20 protein-coding genes and 1 tRNA gene are annotated in these 16,652 nt (G+C 56.9%); 3 read left to right on the top strand and 18 right to left on the bottom strand.

The window, feature by feature from the left end; all coding sequences use genetic code 11:
* Positions 1 to 2: 2 nt before the first annotated feature.
* The 3 genes from NUW46_RS10565 to NUW46_RS10555 all read right to left on the bottom strand — a co-directional run bounded on the left by NUW46_RS10565 (position 3) and on the right by NUW46_RS10555 (position 1,573).
* Entirely contained in the window at positions 3 to 353 is a 351-nt protein-coding gene (locus NUW46_RS10565) for a DsrE family protein (protein ID WP_418140051.1), read from the bottom strand.
* A 2-nt stretch (positions 354 to 355) separates the two neighbouring features.
* Positions 356 to 772: a sulfurtransferase complex subunit TusD gene (gene tusD, locus NUW46_RS10560; protein ID WP_153633488.1), complete on the bottom strand. Its 417-nt coding sequence runs from the start codon at positions 770 to 772 to the stop codon at positions 356 to 358.
* Between the two features lie 102 nt (positions 773 to 874).
* On the bottom strand, positions 875 to 1,573 hold the full coding sequence (locus NUW46_RS10555; RefSeq protein WP_069183578.1) for a Bax inhibitor-1/YccA family protein: 699 nt from the start codon (positions 1,571 to 1,573) through the stop codon (positions 875 to 877).
* Positions 1,574 to 1,784: 211 nt separating this feature from the next.
* Here NUW46_RS10555 and NUW46_RS10550 point away from each other — a divergent pair.
* Positions 1,785 to 1,875 (top strand) — tRNA-Ser (locus NUW46_RS10550).
* A 381-nt stretch (positions 1,876 to 2,256) separates the two neighbouring features.
* Here the strand turns inward: NUW46_RS10550 and hemH are convergent.
* The 4 genes from hemH to NUW46_RS10530 form a co-directional block, all read right to left on the bottom strand.
* Complete coding sequence (gene hemH / locus NUW46_RS10545; RefSeq protein ID WP_069183579.1) at positions 2,257 to 3,366, bottom strand: ferrochelatase; 1,110 nt, start codon at positions 3,364 to 3,366, stop codon at positions 2,257 to 2,259.
* Positions 3,367 to 3,403: 37 nt separating this feature from the next.
* Positions 3,404 to 3,835, bottom strand: coding sequence for a TIGR01244 family sulfur transferase (locus NUW46_RS10540; protein WP_069183580.1), 432 nt, complete (start codon positions 3,833 to 3,835; stop codon positions 3,404 to 3,406).
* 96 nt (positions 3,836 to 3,931) lie between these two features.
* Positions 3,932 to 4,357, bottom strand: a complete 426-nt coding sequence (locus NUW46_RS10535) for a YeeE/YedE family protein (RefSeq protein WP_153633487.1) — start codon at positions 4,355 to 4,357, stop codon at positions 3,932 to 3,934.
* 4 nt (positions 4,358 to 4,361) lie between these two features.
* Positions 4,362 to 4,799, bottom strand: coding sequence for a YeeE/YedE family protein (locus NUW46_RS10530; protein ID WP_069183581.1), 438 nt, complete (start codon positions 4,797 to 4,799; stop codon positions 4,362 to 4,364).
* A 347-nt stretch (positions 4,800 to 5,146) separates the two neighbouring features.
* Here NUW46_RS10530 and NUW46_RS10525 point away from each other — a divergent pair, with 347 nt between their 5' ends.
* Positions 5,147 to 5,563, top strand: a complete 417-nt coding sequence (locus tag NUW46_RS10525) for a phasin family protein (protein ID WP_069183582.1) — start codon at positions 5,147 to 5,149, stop codon at positions 5,561 to 5,563.
* A 9-nt stretch (positions 5,564 to 5,572) separates the two neighbouring features.
* Here the strand turns inward: NUW46_RS10525 and NUW46_RS10520 are convergent, their stop codons facing one another.
* From NUW46_RS10520 to NUW46_RS10475, 10 genes are all read right to left on the bottom strand, one after another.
* Positions 5,573 to 6,202: a TetR/AcrR family transcriptional regulator gene (locus tag NUW46_RS10520; protein WP_136632202.1), complete on the bottom strand. Its 630-nt coding sequence runs from the start codon at positions 6,200 to 6,202 to the stop codon at positions 5,573 to 5,575.
* An 18-nt stretch (positions 6,203 to 6,220) separates the two neighbouring features.
* On the bottom strand, positions 6,221 to 7,033 hold the full coding sequence (gene xthA / locus NUW46_RS10515; protein ID WP_418140050.1) for an exodeoxyribonuclease III: 813 nt from the start codon (positions 7,031 to 7,033) through the stop codon (positions 6,221 to 6,223).
* Positions 7,034 to 7,114: 81 nt separating this feature from the next.
* Positions 7,115 to 7,855, bottom strand: a complete 741-nt coding sequence (locus NUW46_RS10510) for a hypothetical protein (protein ID WP_418140049.1) — start codon at positions 7,853 to 7,855, stop codon at positions 7,115 to 7,117.
* Positions 7,852 to 8,373: a DUF2878 domain-containing protein gene (locus NUW46_RS10505; protein WP_136632205.1), complete on the bottom strand. Its 522-nt coding sequence runs from the start codon at positions 8,371 to 8,373 to the stop codon at positions 7,852 to 7,854. Before NUW46_RS10505 ends, NUW46_RS10510 begins: the two co-directional genes overlap by 4 nt.
* Positions 8,370 to 9,644 carry a class I SAM-dependent methyltransferase gene (locus tag NUW46_RS10500; RefSeq protein ID WP_418140048.1) on the bottom strand — a complete coding sequence of 425 codons (1,275 nt, stop codon included), beginning with the start codon at positions 9,642 to 9,644 and terminating at the stop codon, positions 8,370 to 8,372. The genes NUW46_RS10505 and NUW46_RS10500 overlap by 4 nt, the downstream gene beginning before the upstream one ends.
* Positions 9,632 to 10,516: a DUF1365 domain-containing protein gene (locus NUW46_RS10495; RefSeq protein ID WP_418140047.1), complete on the bottom strand. Its 885-nt coding sequence runs from the start codon at positions 10,514 to 10,516 to the stop codon at positions 9,632 to 9,634. The genes NUW46_RS10500 and NUW46_RS10495 overlap by 13 nt, the downstream gene beginning before the upstream one ends.
* Positions 10,517 to 10,518: 2 nt before the next feature.
* The gene (locus NUW46_RS10490) at positions 10,519 to 11,784 is read right to left on the bottom strand and encodes an NAD(P)/FAD-dependent oxidoreductase (protein ID WP_418140046.1); all 1,266 of its coding nucleotides are present in this window, start codon (positions 11,782 to 11,784) and stop codon (positions 10,519 to 10,521) included.
* On the bottom strand, positions 11,781 to 12,581 hold the full coding sequence (locus NUW46_RS10485) for an SDR family NAD(P)-dependent oxidoreductase (RefSeq protein ID WP_291908949.1): 801 nt from the start codon (positions 12,579 to 12,581) through the stop codon (positions 11,781 to 11,783). The genes NUW46_RS10490 and NUW46_RS10485 overlap by 4 nt, the downstream gene beginning before the upstream one ends.
* Entirely contained in the window at positions 12,578 to 13,045 is a 468-nt protein-coding gene (locus NUW46_RS10480; protein WP_069183591.1) for a nuclear transport factor 2 family protein, read from the bottom strand. The genes NUW46_RS10485 and NUW46_RS10480 overlap by 4 nt, the downstream gene beginning before the upstream one ends.
* On the bottom strand, positions 13,042 to 13,998 hold the full coding sequence (locus NUW46_RS10475) for an acyl-CoA desaturase (protein WP_069183592.1): 957 nt from the start codon (positions 13,996 to 13,998) through the stop codon (positions 13,042 to 13,044). Before NUW46_RS10475 ends, NUW46_RS10480 begins: the two co-directional genes overlap by 4 nt.
* A 116-nt stretch (positions 13,999 to 14,114) precedes the next feature.
* On the opposite strand from NUW46_RS10475, the gene NUW46_RS10470 reads away from it, so the two are divergent.
* Entirely contained in the window at positions 14,115 to 15,143 is a 1,029-nt protein-coding gene (locus tag NUW46_RS10470) for an NAD(P)/FAD-dependent oxidoreductase (RefSeq protein ID WP_412535777.1), read from the top strand.
* On the opposite strand, the gene NUW46_RS10465 is transcribed toward NUW46_RS10470, so the two are convergent.
* Positions 15,133 to 16,617, bottom strand: coding sequence for an HD domain-containing protein (locus NUW46_RS10465; protein ID WP_418140045.1), 1,485 nt, complete (start codon positions 16,615 to 16,617; stop codon positions 15,133 to 15,135). The genes NUW46_RS10470 and NUW46_RS10465 overlap by 11 nt on opposite strands.
* Between the last annotated feature and the right edge of the window lie 35 nt (positions 16,618 to 16,652).

Below are 16,652 nucleotides of genomic sequence, written 5' to 3'. Positions count from 1 at the left end.
GATCAACCTGCGAAAGCGGTGTGGTCATAGGCGGCAAGTAGGGCGGCGTCTGCATCTACCAGAGTTACGCCCTCAATGAGCGAGTTCTCATCCAGTCCGTAGGTGCGGCATGCGGCGCGATCCGCCAGGATGGCTTCTATACCGAAAATAGGCGCAGCCGCGAGATTCTTGTCCACTGACTTCTGGCCAATGCCTTCGGCTTCCTGGCCCTTTTTTAACCAGTTGACGCCAGCTCCGGTGAATAGGAGTGACGCCGCTTGGTCAAAAGCTGCCAGCGAAAACGCCAAATCCAGTGCTTCCCGCCCGCTCCAGGTGCCGTAAGGAGCCTGGTCAATCATGATCAGAGTGCTCACGGTCAGTCTCCAGCGTGAAAGTAGAGAGTTCGGGTGGACTTTATCCGTCCTTCGACCCATTCGCCGAGCCCTGCAATTTCAAACGGGGCGCGCAGATTGGATGCGGGCAACTCGTAGCGTTTCTGCTCGGTTTCGTTTACCAGCCCACGACGCAGCGCAGAGGCAATGCAGGCAACACCGGGAATGCTGTGCTCGGTGAGAAACTGCGACCACGCCTCGGGCCAGTGGGTTTCGTCCGATGGCGGTGCGCACAGTGCTGACGCAAGATGCACGCCATCCCCGTAGAGAAAAACCCGGTCGATGCGATGCCCGGCGTTAACGGCAGCCTGAGCAAACCCAAGGGCGGTCTGGGGAGCCTGGGAAGAGTAGGGCGCGCCGGTAATTACCAGGGTGAAGCTTTCAGAAGCAGTTTCGGCCATATTTCCTGTGTGTTCCTGATCTGTCGTTCAGGGCTTTCAGTTTACCGAAAGCAAAAACCCCGGCAACTGCCGGGGTTTCGAGCCAGCTTAATCAGTCTGGCATCAATCTTCGCCGCTGAACGCAGACAGCAAGTGCAGCAGGCTGACGAACAGGTTGTAGATGGATACATACAGTCCAACGGTGGCAATCACGTAGTTGCGCTCTCCACCTTTAATGATCTGGCTGGTTTCAAACAGGATCATGATGGAGGCGAAAATAGTGAAGCCAGCAGACACTGCCAGATGCAGAGCAGAGCTCTCCATCAGGAAGGCCAGCAGCATGGCGCCGATCAATACGAAGGCACCAGCGGTCAGGAAGCTCGACATGAAGCTGAAGTCTTTTTTGGTAATGATTGCCGTGGCAGACAGGCCAACAAAGGCGACAGCCGTCAGTGTCAGAGCCTGGGCAACAATCTGGGAAGCGCCGGCGGCTACGAATGCGCCGATGATCGGGCCCAGGGTGTAACCCATGAAGCCGGTCAGCGCGAACGTGGTCACGATGCCCCACGGGCTGTTCTTCAACTTATAGGTTGCGAACAGCAGGCCAATGTATCCCACAATGGTGATCAGGAAGCCCGGATGGGTTCCGTTCATGTTCAGGAATGCGGTGAGCGCCGAGAAGGCGAGGGTCATGCCCAGGAGCATGTAGGTGTTGCGCAACACCTTCATCGCGTCATCGCTGATACCAGTGGTCGCGCGCTCGGTCTGGGGAGTCGAATAGGCTCCCTGAGAGTTCTGAACGCCGAATCGTCTGTCTTCCATTGTCATCTCCGTTTATAACGACTGGATACTGTGTCCCATAATAGTGTCAGATACGCAACTTTCAATCATTTACGACAGGAAACCGGCCCCCGGATTCCATTAAAAACCGTTAATGTTGAAAAATACGGCGGGTTTTATGCAGAGCGTTGACAGCACAGGCAATTCCGGTATCATGCACACCGCTGTCGCAATGGCGGCGAATGGAAAAACCGGTGGGCTGGCAGAGTGGCTGAATGCAGCGGTCTTGAAAACCGCCGAAGGTTAGTAGCCTTCCCGGGGTTCGAATCCCTGGCCCACCGCCATTTTTCCTTCTATCCCTTGTCTCCCCGAAGAACTCTTTAGCACCAATTCCCCACGGATCGTCGTGTTTATCCCTACTTGGTTTGGCGCCAGGTCACCCTCACTATCCAGTTATCGAACGTATGAGGGCGAAACATGACTAACTTCCAGAAGAATCACCCATCACGCGACCGCTCAATGGAACGCCGCGATCGGAAGTTCTCTGTCTCCGCAAATCGGGGTAAGGCCAGTCACAGGGTGCGTTACGTGGAGGCAGGCGGTGCTGCGGTTGATACTGAGGAATGCACGTTCTGCCAGTCTGTACCGGATCTTTCAGCGAATGAGCGGGAGACGGGGGAGGAACGGAGCAGCTGATACTGCCCCGGTTGTAAGCCTGGGCCGGCTCAAAGATCCCGGCCCGGATAGGTCATTTCTTTTTGCTCATCGGCTCTTTGTTGCCGTGCAGCCAGTGCATCAGGTTCGTTCTTCGGCACCTGCCAGCCTTCCAGATTATCCTCGATCAGTTTCACCAGAGCTTCGATGTGGCCGGGCGTGGCGTTCAGTGCCGTGATATAGCTGAAGCCTTCACCGCCGGCTTCCATGAAGTACTCGCGGTTTTCCTCGTCGATTTCCTCAATGGTCTCCAGGCAGTCCGATGAGAAGCCGGGGCAGAACACGTCGATGGATTTCACGCCCTTGCCCGGCAGAGATTTCAGGGTTTCATCCGTGTAGGGCTTGAGCCACTCTTCCTTGCCAAATCTGGACTGGAAGGTGGTCATGTAGTCTTCCTTGCTCAGGCCAAGGCGTTCCGCCAGCAACCGTGAGGTTTTGTGGCATTCGCAGTGGTAGGGGTCGCCTTTGGTCAGGTATTTCAGTGGCACCCCGTGATAGGAGAACACCAGCTTCTGGTTCCGCCCGTGGTTCGACCAGTGTGCCTCGATGTGGCGGGCCATGGCTTCAATGTACGGCGGGTAATCCGGGTAGTGAGAAATAAACCGGAAATCCGGCAGCCAGCGCCTCTTGGTGAAATCCCTGGCGATGGCGTCGAAAGTGGATGCAGAGGTCGAGGCCGAGTACTGGGGGTACAGCGGCAGAACCAGCAGCTTCCGCACTCCCTGTTCCTGCATCTCATCCAGAACCCGTGCAATCGACGGATTGCCGTACCGCATGGCAAACCCGACGACCACGTTGGGCCCATACTTGCGTTTCAGGGCCTCCCGGATGCCCTCAGCCTGCTTTGCGGTGTGCAACAGCAGTGGAGAGCCTTCTGGTTGCCACACACTGGAATAGGCCTCCGCACTGCGCTTGGGCCGAATGCGGAGGATAACCCCGTGCAGGATCAGCCACCACAGTGGCCTGGGCAGTTCCACCACTCGCGGGTCCGAGAGAAATTCAGCCAGGTAACGCCGGAGTGCCGAGGTGGTCGGGGCGTCCGGGGTGCCCAGGTTGGTGACCAGCACGCCCAATCGGTCGGGCTGGTTGTGGCTGAAATTCTCTGAACCTTTGTATTGCATGCGGTGGATCCTGAACGTAGATGAAACGGTTGGATTATCAGCTGTTATCGGCGGCCTGCTGTGCCATCCTCGGCGCAAGGCCTGAGATGTCGTAGCCCGCGTTGCGTGCCTTGGTAAAGATTTCATTGGCTGATGTATTTCTGGCCGAGCTCAGTGCCCACAACACGGTGCAGCGGGTTCCGGAGCGGCAAAAGGCCAGTACGGGCTTTTCCGCGTCCCGGATCATTGGCGCAAATCGGTTTACATCGTCATCGGTGATGTTGCCTGACTCCACCGGCATATAGACCCACTCAAGGCCCTGTTCCCGCGCGGCCGCTTCAATGTCTGCCATTGCGGGTTGGCCGGGTTCCTCGTGATCAGGGCGGTTTGCTACCAGGGTCTTGAAACCCAGCCTGGCGGCCTCTGCCACATCTTCGACGGAAATCTGGGGTGCAACTGAAATGTTGTCATCAATCTTTCTGATATCCATGGATGTCCTCTCCGGATCGAGTAATGGGGCTGCCGCCATGATCGCATAGCCTCCGGGCTGTGTCAGAATGGCGGCAGGAAAATTAACAGAAACTACTTATGCTTTCGCGCGGCTGCGCTCAATCACCTCGAAGATGCCCATACCCGCGACCATGGCGGCCACAAACACCGCCGCCTTGATTTCGCCGGCACCGAGCGCGACCAGCCCGGGGCCGGGACAAAAACCGGCTATGCCCCAGCCGATGCCGAACATCAGACCGCCCAGGATCAGCCGTTTGTCGATATGGTTGCTGGTGGGCATCTTCATGTGGAAGCCGAGAAAGGAGAGGGTGCGTTTACGGGCAACGGCAAACGCGACCACGCCCACCATGATGGCTCCGCCCATCACAAAGGCGAGTGAAGGATCCCAGGCGCCGGCAATATCCAGGAAGCCGAGCACCTTCTCGGGATTTGCCATACCGGACACGATAAGGCCCAGACCAAAAACCAGGCCGGCAAACAGGGAGGCAAGTGAAAATTTCATGGCGTCAGACTCCCAGAAGATGACGAATGACATAAACAGTGACAAATCCGGCTGCCATGAAGCTGAGGGTGGCGGCCAACGAGCGAAGTGAAAGCCGCGACAGCCCGCAAACTCCGTGACCACTGGTGCAGCCGGAACCGTATCGCGTGCCGATACCGACAAGCAGTCCGGCAATAATCAGAGCCGGATAGCCGGCTTCGATTTCAATGGGGGGAAGTTCAGTAGCCAGTACCCAGACAGCCGGAGCACCGATCAGCCCCAACAGAAACGCGAGGCGCCAGGCGATATCGCCCTTTGCCGGCGCAAGAAGCCCACCGAGAATTCCGCTGATGCCGGCAATACGACCGTTCAGAAGCAGAAAGCTGGCAGCGGCGATGCCCACCAGAATGCCCCCCAGAAGCGCGGACCAGGGGGTGAAGTTACTCCAGGCGATTTCAATCATCTGTTACTCCGAGTGTGAGAAGTGGCTGTTTTGGAATAAGCATATATCTTGGGGCAATAATACCAAAAAAAAGCCCGGCAAAGGATGCCGGGCAGAGGCGTGCGAGTAGTATCCATGAAAGACTTCCAGACAAACCGGCATCAGCAGGGACGCCGGTATTGGGAAGTATTGACTATATTTTGAACACTTCAAGCGAGAGTGACTTTCGTTTGAAAACATTTTTTCATATCGAATACGTCTTTATACTGCGGCCTTTCACTGTGCGGCTCTCAGGCCGACTGAAATCCGGCCAAACCTGTAATACAATAGGCCATCGAAAGAAATATCCGTACCCCCGAGGTTGTTACATGTCTGACGAGAACGACAATAAGCCGGAGAATGATCCGCAACTGGCGGCAAAAATCAAGGATTCCGCCCGCCAGATCTGGTTGGCGGGGCTGGGTGCTTATACCAAAGCCGAAGAGGACACCGGCCGATTCTTCGATCGTCTTGTTCAGGAAGGTGAGCAACTGGAGAACAAAACCCGGGGCGTGGTCGAGAAACAGATCAAGTCCGTGGAAGACCGGGTCGAAGGGGTTCGTGAACGTGCCACCGGTACCTGGGACCGGCTTGAGCACATGTTTGATGAACGGGTTTCCGGGGCACTGAGGCGCCTGGGGATCCACCGCAGGGAAGAGATCGAATCCCTGGAACGGAGGATTGAAGCCCTTGAATCAGAGCTTGCCCGCCTGCGCAATCGTGCCGGTGACGATGAAGAGGAATAATCGCGCCCCTCAGAGATAGTCCCGGCTCATCAGTCGGGCTTCTTCGCGGTGGCCGGGTTCGAGGTAGGGAAGGATCAGGTGCATCATCTGGTAGACCCCACGCCCCGGATCGACTGATTCCCTGTCATCCAAGTGGGATAGGGTGTCAAAAGCACTCCAGTAACAGGCAGTTAGCGTTAACTGCTCACACAAAGACTCAAGTTCTTCAGCGTCTATTGCCATGATTTCCTGGCGCCGGAAGCTGTCGCAAATGGTTCTGAACGCGACGATTTTCTTCTTCTGGATGCGCTTGAAACGAACCTGCAGTTGATCGTAGCGGGACAGAACGTTCACCAGATCCTGGTAGAGAAACCGGTAGCGGGCGACGGTCTCAAACAGTAGGTGCAGGAAAAACCCCTGTTGATCGAGGCTGATGTCGGCGTCTTCCGGAACCGCCAGAAGATCCACCATGTCGTGCTCGAACTGGTCGAACAGCTCCTCGACAATGTCGCCCTTGCTTTTGAAGTGGTAGTAAAGGTTGCCCGGGCTGATATCCAGCTCATCTGAGATCAGCAGTGTTGTGACATTGGGCTCGCCAATACTGTTAAACAGCGCCAGGCTGGTCTGAAGAATACGGTCGCGGGTTTTGATTTTTTTCATGTCGCGCCCGGCCAGCCCCTAGAGTTCGAAGCTCGCCCAGACCGGACAATGGTCGGACGGCCGTTCCATGGCTCGAATGTCGTAGGAAACGCCTGCCTGGCGGGCTTTGGGCAGCAGACTGTCGCTGGCCATGATCAGATCAATCCTGAGACCGCGCTTGGGATCCCGTTCAAATCCCTTGCTGCGGTAATCGAACCAGCTGAATGTGTCCTCCTCGTCCGGATGCAGGTGGCGGAATACATCGGTGTAGCCGCGCGACTCAACCTGGCCCAGCCATTCCCGCTCCTCGGGCAGAAAGGAACATTTGCCGGTGCGCAGCCAGCGCTTGGCGTTGTCTGCGCCAATGCCAATGTCCTTGTCGGTTGGAGAGATGTTCATATCGCCCATGACCACGACATGCCCTCCGGCTTGCTTGAGCTCGTCCAGGTAGCGCATCAGATCGGCGTAGAATTTTTCCTTGGCAGGGAACTTCACCGGGTGGTCGCGGCTCTCGCCCTGGGGAAAGTAGCCGTTAATTACTGTCAGTTTTTCACCATTTACGGTGAACTGGCCGGTGATCAATCTGCGCTGGGAGTCCTCGCCGTCCCAGGGGTAGCCTTTGAAAATCTCGTCCGGCTCAGCCTTTGAGAGCAGCGCAACGCCGTAGTGGGTCTTCTGGCCATGAAAGTGGACGTGGTAGCCGAGTTCGCGGATTGCTTCGACGGGAAAGTCGTCGTCCTGGACCTTGGTTTCCTGAAGACCGATAAAATCCGGAGCCAGGGCGTCGATGACGGCCTCAAGCTGATGCAGGCGGGTACGGATACTGTTGACGTTGAAAGAGACGAACATCATTACGAAAAACTCTCCGGCGTTGGTTCCCGGCGGAGTTTAACACACTGACCCCCTGGGTCTGCCTTGGCAGGGGCGACAGTTTCAGGGGGTCAGTTCACAATCCGGGCTGGTTTGCACGGAATAGCGAATATGTGCGGTGTAGTTCTCGTCCTGGTTTTTCCGGATATTGGTCAGGCCAAGATAATCGGAAAGGGCACCGGCGTTGTTGTAACCCAGCACGATAGGATCCACCAGGAACCTCAGCACCATGCCTGTCGGACGTATCTGGACTACATGGTCGGCGTCTATTTGTTCGTTCTCGACACGTTCCAGCACAAAGCCATAGTGCTCGCCCCGGGTAGGCCCGAGGAAACGGAATTCTACCGGATCACCGGCCAGTACGCTTTGCCAGTTCTGGCGGACAAAGTTGTCGAACCCCGCATCGACAACGGTATTGGACGAGTACCCCACCTGGAATTGCTCCGAATCGCCCCCAGGCGTCTGCCAGTTGATCATCAGAGTATCGGGTTCGGGATAGGTGATCTCCATCTTTTCGTCGAACGTGGGCTGCAAGAAATCCACGGTCGGTCGCAGAACTGACGCCCCATATTCCAGGGACTTACGCGCGAACGACGCTTCCGAGCCAGGCTTGTGATAGGCCACTTCATGCTGTCGGGGCCGGAAGATTCCTTCCTCACAGGTTCCATCAACGGCATGCCTTTCCTCGTAGATGACGTTACCGCCGTCGGTGGTCGCGGTACCGGTGAAGCGAAAATCCTGTGCCACCGCCGGCAACGCTGCAGTCATCAAGGCAAAGGGAACGACCAAAGGCCTGGTTCTCATTGCACCAGCTCCGGATAAAGCGTTTTGCGGGCGTACAAAAGCAATGGAAAAACCACTAGCCAGCCAAATGCGAGTGCGATCAGTGAGGGCATCAACTCCGGCAGCTGCACGGCGCCGAGCTGGCTGGCGGACCAGTAGGCGAACGGGCCAGCGAAGGGTGCAAGAACGAACGGCAACCACGCCTTCTTGCTGATCCAGTCCAGAGAATGGCTCAGAGTGGTCATGAAAATGGCCCAGATGGCCACCAACCACGGTGGCGTCAGCATCACCTGTCCGGTTCCGTCGTCCAGAATTCCGGTCCGGAACCAGATGCCGTCCAGAACGGAGCCAACCACGGTTCCCAGGCCGATGAACTGCAGCTCTGTCATTCGGTTCTGGCTGACAAGCACAAAGTGCAGCACCAGAAAAACCACCACCACGCCAGCTCCGATCAGGCCCGGATAAAACACGCAGGCAAACCAGCCTGCCTGGAACAGCAGAAAGTTCAGGATGTTACGGGCAGTTTCAGAGGCGATCATACGCTCAGGATGTTCTCACGTTTGTTGCCGGGCTTGGCGAAAACCAGCTGCGCCACGCCAATGGCACGTTCACTGAAGCCCGCCTCGCAATAGGCAAAGTAGAAGTGCCACAGGCGACGGAAGGCCTCGTCGTAGCCCATGGAATCCAGCTTGTCACGCTGAGCCATGAAGCGTTCACACCAGTCGTGAAGCGTTCGGGCATAGTGAAATCCGATGTCTTCGGCATGGGTCAGCACCAGTTTGCTCTCATTGCGGACGGACTCCAGGATCGCGCCGAAAGAGGGAATAAAGCTGCCCGGGAAGATGAAGCGCTGAATAAAATCGACGTTTTTCAGGGCCCTGTGGTACCTCTGCTCCGGCATGTTGATGGCCTGCACAAGTGCCAGCCCATCGGGCTTTAACAGCGCGTTGATCTGGGAGAAGTAGCTATCCAGGAACTGCGGGCCGACGGCTTCGATCATCTCGATGGATACCAGCTTGTCGAACTGGCCTTCAAGATCCCGGTAATCGTCAAACAGAAGGGTAATACGGTCTTCCAGGCCTTCCTTCTGAACCCGCGCCTTCGCCAACTCCAGCTGTTCCCTGGAAATGGTCGTGGTAGTCACGTGGCAGCCGTAATGTTTGGCGGCGTGGATCGCAAAGCCGCCCCAGCCGGTGCCGATTTCAATCACTTTGTCGCCAGGCTGGAGATCGAGTTTCCGGCAAATGGTATCCAGCTTGTGCACAGCCGCTTCTTCGAGCGTGGATTCGGCACTTGGGTATATGGCTGAGGAATACATCATGGTTGGGTCCAGGAACGCCTCGAACAGATCGTTACCCAGATCGTAATGGGCGCTGATGTTCTTCCGCGAGCCTTCCTTGGTGTTCCGGTTTAGCCAATGCAACCCTTTCAGGGCCGGTTTGGTAACCCAGCTGAACCGGTCTTCAAACTCGTTCATTCGGTCAACGTTACGGGTAAAGAAACGGAGCAGGGCAACCAGATCGGGCGTGGACCAGTCACCGCCCACATAGGCCTCCGCAGCTCCGACACTTCCGCCGGTGAGAAGATCACGCCAGGTACTATGATCATGTACGATCAATTCGGCGGGTTGGTAATGGCTGTTGTCATCTCCGAATACGAGGTCTTCAAAACCGGATTCCCTCACCGTCAATTTGCCTTCGCCCAGTAAACGAAGCTGCTGAATCACCAGAGTCCTTGCAAACCGGCTTAGAACCGGCAGGCTGCCGGAATCGGATGAGGTGTTTTCAACCGAGGTATTCAGGTTCTCCATGAGCTTACCCTTCCACGAATCTTGTCATTGGCCTCGGAGCTGGTGACATCCAGTCCGGAATCATCGTGCCCACGGCAGTAGGCGCTGTCGTCTTCGGGAAGCTTGTCCGGGTGGCTGTAGAACGGCGCCCCCTTCAGCATGAGGCGCAGCGCGTGCCAGTAAATGCCGGCAACAACCTTGAACGCTTCAAGCGGAAACTTTCGAAGACTTCTGTGCACATCTTTACGATTGAGAGGGGTGCGTTGGACTACCAGGGTGGCATCAAAATGTTTTCGGCCGTCCTCAAGAACATTCATGTGAATTCTGAGATCCGGGCCGCGGAAACTGAATGTCCATTCGTAGTGCTGGTTCATGCCATTGAATGGCGAGACGTGAAAACGCTTGCTAAAGCCGAACTGCTCGGTGCGCCAACCGGCCTGGTTGGGTTCTGCCCCCGTGGTTTCCAGGCAATAGACATGGCGATCGTGCCAGGGGGTATTGGTAATCTGGGCAACGATGACTTTTGGAACCACGCCATCAGATGGGAGCTCCCCGGGCCGGTAGCAGAAGTAGAAACTGACCGGGTTGAACACATAACCGAAATACCGGGGATGGGTGATCAGCTCCACTTCGCCGTCGGGGCGCCAGCCCGTGGCTTCCTCAACGTGATCGCGAACCGCAACCGAGAGTTCCCCGGTCTCCGGTCGGAAGTAATCCCTGCGTTTCAGGGAAATCCAGTTAAAGCGTTCCAGGGAGAACAGAGGACTGACCCCTGAAACCGTGTCCCACTCGTCGGTATCCAGGGCCAGCATGCCCGTGCTGTAGCTGAATTCGTGTTGCACCGGGTACTTCCGTCTGTGCCGGACAGTACCCTCCAGCCACTGGCTGTTCATGATCAAAGCTCCACCCCGAAGGCTTCGGTTACCCGCAGCGCACTGCGAACACCGTCTTCGTGGAACCCGTTGAACCAGTATGCACCGCAGAAATGGGTCCGATTCTGATTGCCGATTTCGTCATAGCGTTCCTGGGCGGCCACCGCGTCCAGTGTGAATACCGGGTGGGCATACTCGAAGCGTTTAATAACCTTGTCGGGATCAATATCACGGCTGCGGTTCAGGGTCACACAGAAAGTTTCCGGGGCATCGTGGAAATTCTGCAGGATATTCATGTTGTAGGTAACCGAGACCGGTTCGGTACTATGGGTCGGGATGAAATAGTTCCAGGCCGCCCACGCCCGGCGATTATCCGGTAACACACTGCTGTCGGTGTGGAGTACCACATCATTATTCTGGTAGGCCATGGCGCCCAGAATGTCGCGTTCCTTGTCGGTTGCGTCGGCGAGCATCGCTAACGCCTGGTCGCTGTGACAGCCAAAGATCACCTGGTCAAAGTGGTGTTCCTCGCCTTTCACAGTAAGCGTAACGCCGCCTTCATTCCGGACAACCCTGTCAACAGGGCTGTTCAGATGCATGCCATCACCGAGCCTGTACATCATTTTCTTTACGTACTGGGCGGAGCCGCCTGAAATCACCCGCCAGGTGGGGCGGTCATCCACCGAAAGCATGCCGTGATTGTTGAAAAACTGCAGGAAGAAGCGGATTGGAAACTGTTCCAGTACGATTTCCGGCGCTGACCAGATGGCCGCTCCCATGGGCACGATGTAGTAGTTCCGGAAGTAACGGGAATAGCCATTCCGGTTCAGGTATTCGCCCAGGGTTTCTTCGTTGTTGATATTGCCCTCTTCCAGGTCAGCCCGCGTTTCCTTGTTAAACCGAAGAATCTCCCGAACCATCTTCAGGAACGGCAGGTTGAACAGGTTCTTCCGCTGGGCGAACAGGGTGTTGAGGCTGGTGCCGTTGTATTGCAGGCCGGTGCTGCTGCAATCCACACTGAAGCTCATGTCGCTGACCTCAGATGCCACCCCAAGCCGCTCCATCAGCTTGATGAAATTGGGGTAGGTCCAGTCGTTGAACACGATGAACCCGGTGTTTACCGGCCAGGTACGACCACCGGCCTCTACCTCTTCGGTGTTGGTGTGACCGCCAGCGTAGTCGCCGGCCTCAAAAATCTTTACTTCATGTTTCTCGGCCAAAAGCCAGGCAGCCGTGAGGCCGGAAACGCCGGCCCCAATGACAGCAATTCGCTGACGTTCACTACTCATCCATTGTTTTCCTGTTCGGCGTTACTTTTACGGGCCATGGAGGCCGACATCCGGTCAATCAGGGGCCGGGGAAGGGCACCAAGCACTTTGAGCATCCAGGTAAATCGCTTCGGGAAAGCGATTTCGTTTTTACCACGTGCCAGCCCGCTTACAATCCGTTCTGCCGCGTCCTCGGCCGAGACCAGGAAGGGCATCGGGAAATCATTGCGGTCGGTCAGAGGGGTTTTTACAAAGCCAGGAGAGACTACGACCACATCAATACCCTCGGCCGCGAGATCCGCCCTGAGGGATTGGGCAAAGTAGGTCAGCGCAGCCTTGGAAGCGCCGTAACCTTCGGCCCGGCCAAACGGGAACCACCAGGCAGACGAACTGACAATTACCAGGGTGGCCGGTTGCCCCTTTGCCCGGCTGCGGCGCAGAGCGGGCAGAGCAATCTCCAGGCACCTGGCCGTGCCAATCACGTTGGTGTGGATGTTCTTCTCGATAACATCACTGTCATAGTGTGCTATCTCCAGATACTCACATGTACCGGCGTTGAGAATCACCATGTTCAGGTCGCCGTGGTTCTCAAGCGACCCCGCAATGGCTTGAAGATCCTCCTTGCTGGTGGTGTCCGCTGCAGCCGGGATAATCCTGTCGGGCGCCACGGATGCCAGTTCTTCGAGCGCTCCCTTGCGTCGCCCGGTAATAACGAGCCGATGACCGCCGCGTGCAAGTGCGCGGGTAACGGACTCACCAATGCCGGAACTGGCACCCGTTATCCAGATATTCGAGGTTTCCTGAAGTCGATCACTCATCCTGCCTGATCCTTGATCCAGCGAATGACCCTGCCAACTACCGGCAGGTTTTCGTAGAGCATTTCCCCTGCGTCAAAGTAGTCACGGTGGTAGCACACCATGCCATCACGTATCTCCAGATGGCTTATGCCCCGAACCTGGACCTCCCGCCCCTTGCGAATCCGCTTGTGGCGCAGGTGCATCACCCAGGGCACGGCGGCAAATTCTCCCTGTACAATCGCTTCGCCAAAATCGAAGCGGCAGGAAATAACGTTTGCATAGGCACCGGCGAAATAGCGGGTGAGCTCATCAAGCCCTTGTACTGTCTCCAGCGGGTCCTGAAAGCGGATATCCTCGCTGTAGACCTCTGAAAGTTTGTTCAGATTGCCTTTATCGAGTTCGTTGAAGAGCGCCCTGAAATGGCCGAGCGCCGCCGGAAGCGCCGAGTTCCGCTTACCGACTTCGATCTTTGAGGCGGTTGTCATTTGTTGCTCCTCCTCGCTTTATCCAGTTCGCGTGTCTCCTCCTGAATATGCTTGGGAATCGGATTAAGCTCCCAGATGATTCCCAGCTTCGACATCAGCCACAGTCCATACCATGTGATATCGATTTCATACCACCGAAAGCCCTGCCGGACAGACTGTGGCCAGCGGTGATGGTTGTTGTGCCATCCTTCCCCGAGGGTAATCAGAGCCAGCCAGAAATTGTTTCTGCTGTCGTCGGATGTCTCGAACCGGCGTTTGCCCCAGACGTGGGAGAGGGAATTGATCGACACAGTGGCGTGGAACAACACCACGGTCGAGATAAAGAAACCCCACACCAACAACTGCAGCCCATTGGTGCCCAGGCCCGGAGCCCAGGCTGCCAGAGCTTCGCCCAGGGCATAGATGCCGACGGCTGCTAGGGCAGGAACCAGCGCATCGAACCGGTTGATCAGTTTGAGCTCTGGAAACTTGAGCCAGTCGCGAACGCGGCGTTCGTCCGTTGCAAACCCGGCGTCACAGGTGAACCAGCCCATGTGTGACCACCAGAAACCGCCTTGGTGAGGCGAATGAAGGTCCAGTTCGTCATCGGAGTGCTGATGATGGTGTCGGTGATGCGCTGCCCACCACAGGGGGCCACGCTGGGCAGCGCTGGCGCCCAGAACAGCGAAGACGAACTGGGCAGGGCGACTGGTCTTGAACGTTTTGTGGGCAAAGTACCGGTGATAGAATCCTGTAATCGCGAACATCCGCACCAGGAAAAACGCAAACGCAAACCCGATGGCGAATGCGCTTGCCCCCGTGTAAAACGCCAGCAAACATGCCAGATGAAGCGCTATGAACGGGATAACCCGCAAAAAATTGAATGACCTGGATGTCGTGTCGATGTGATCCGAACCCGCCTCGGAATCGAACCACCTCAGAATGTTTGTAAACCAATGCTGCATTCGGGTCATACCCTGATTGCCCTTTCTCTTGTATGGAACCTTGATCGCACGCTCAGCCCTGTGGCCGAAGCCGTTTCATGGGATGTTGTACGATCTGACTACCGGAATTGGATGCACGATAAACCATGTTTAATCAAACCTTTGATTCACCACTTATACGCCGTATCGCTATCGTTGGTTCAGGCCTTGCCGGGCTGACAGCGGCGATCCAGTTACGAAGCCTGGGCCATGACGTTACGGTCTTCGAGAAAAGCCGGGGGCCCGGTGGCAGGCTCGCGGCAAAACGGGTAACCGGCGGTTCGGCAGATGTCGGGGCGCAGTACTTCACCTCCCGGAATCCGGATTTCCTGCCGTTTCTCCGCAACTTCGCCGGCCCGGAAAGTTTCGGACCGTGGGAAGGGCGGTTTGGTTTCCAGACCGAAGCAGGCAATTGGGAGCCATTTCCGGACGAAACGCGATTCGTTGGAACCCCACGCATGACGGCCATTACCCGCGCCCTATCGGCCCACGCCACCGTTGTTACTGAAACCCGGGTGGGCAAGTTGGCCCGAAACGACCAGTCCTGGCGCCTCCTGGATACCTCTGGCACTCAACTTGGCGACTTTGACCAGGTGATCATTACCGCTCCGCCGGCACAGGCCCGGGATCTTCTCGCCGACAGCGGTCTGGAAGAGCTTGCTTCGCAACTTGATGATCCGGTGAGTCGGGTTTTGCCATGCTGGGCTGTCGCTGCTCATTTCCCCGAGTCGCCCTGGCCGCACCATGAGGGCATGCGCTGCCAGCATCCGGCATTGTTCTGGGTGGCTAACAATTCCAGCAAACCCGGTCGGGAAGACAAAGGGCAGTGGTGGGTTTTGCACGCCAGTCCGGCCTGGACCGAAGAGCATGTGGATGCGCCTGCCGAACAAGTAGCCGACAAACTCCTGGCCGCATTCCGGGAATTGACCGGCTTTGAAACCCCGCCAGACGAATGGGTCACGCACCGCTGGCTCTATGCCCGCTCCGAGGGTGGCGACCAGCCTGGGCACTTATGGTTTCCGGATTACGGGCTGGGGCTTGCCGGCGACTGGCTCAGTGGCGGGCGGGTTGAAGGCGCCTTTGACAGCGCCAGCGGCCTCGTTGCCGAACTGACCACTGGGGCTGTTACTCAGTGAGAGCCTCCTGGCTACCCGTTGTAACATCCGGGCGAGTGTAGAAATGGGTGATGGTGCCGTCGCTGAATTTGCTGAAGAAGGCGCTCACATCGGTGATCTTCTTCAGTGAACGGCCACGGTGAATGGGCTCGCGCACCAGCACCTTGATGCCGTTGAAATTGTCCTGAATATTCGAGAAGCGTGCCCGCATGGAGCAGGTCACCACCTGGGCCGGGTTGAGCGAAAGCTCGCCCGCCAGCCAGGCGCTGTGCCGCTCAATGCCCCTGGCGGACAGGTCTTCACGGGTATCCAGGTGGTTCAGCTTCACCCGGTTTACGATGCAGAAGGAAAAGCTCTTGGGGTGTTTGCGGGCCACTTTCCGGAAGGCCTCCCAGAAAAAGTTGTCGGTCAGCTCTGCAAAATAGGCCATGTCGCTCAGGCAGGTATCCACCCATTCAAAGTTGTCCGGGTCATCGAGCACTTCGTTGATTGCTTCCCGAAGCAGCCAGTCAAAGCCGAGTGCGGTCTTGTGGGCATACACCTTCCGGTACATCTGGTGGCGACTGTAGACAAAGTCTTCCAGCGCCCCCAGCCCCTTCTGGGTAATGGCCAGCCCCAGCCAGGGTTCAGAAACATCCCAGCCAAAGCGCAGGTTGCTCAGCAGGTGGTCCAGATTGAAGCCGCCGATGGTCACCGACGAGTGGAAGCCATCCCGCAACATGTAATCAGCGCGGTCGGCATCGATTTCGCCCGATACAATGGATGACAGCAGATCCATTACCAGGCCCGGAATGTCTTCGCTCAGGGGAGAACCGGCGGCCGCATCCTCTCCCGCGATAAAGGCCCAGAACGTTCGAGCGTGGCGGCAGAATGTTTCGCTGGGCCTTACTTCGGTCGTTTCCATGATGCCGATGACATCCCGGGCGTATAAGCCTGCACTCTCCAGATCCACGGCCGTTAGTACATCGTGGGCGACTCGCACGGAGTAGTGTTCGTGTTCGAGTTCATCGGGCTCTTTCGGGTGGTACGTGGAATAATCCACGCCGTGCCAGAGATCCCGGAATCGTCCCGGCCGGGACATCAACTCCCGAATGCGTCGAGCCTGGGTGAACTGATGCGAGAAACTGGAGTGGCCACTGTCGTGCAGCAGACAGCCCAGACGGATGGTTTTTGCCAGGTAGTCGATGGCGTCGAGCTGGCTCAGGCTCAGATCCGTTTGTTCACTCAGCTGGCGTTCCCGCAGATATGCGTCAATCATCGAGCGGAACATACGGGTGCCCACGTGCATCACGCCGATGCTGTGCAGAAACCGGGAATGGGTTGCTCCGGGGAAGACCAGGCTGAGGATGTCGTTCTGGCAGATGTTTCGAAGCCGCTGGAACAGCGGATGGTCGATCACCTGGATTTCGTGCCGGTAGAGTGGAATGCCTCCATGAACCGGATCCATGATCAGCTTGTCATAGGCTCCGAGTAGATCGTTTACGGCACGTCGCATCAGCTGGAATCCTCCGATTTCATGAACTTGGCCTT

This window comes from Marinobacter sp. MA, from assembly GCF_048298425.1.
Lineage (GTDB): Bacteria > Pseudomonadota > Gammaproteobacteria > Pseudomonadales > Oleiphilaceae > Marinobacter > Marinobacter salsuginis.
Note: the sequence above shows the minus strand (reverse complement) of the source record. Positions and strands in the feature narration are given on the sequence as shown.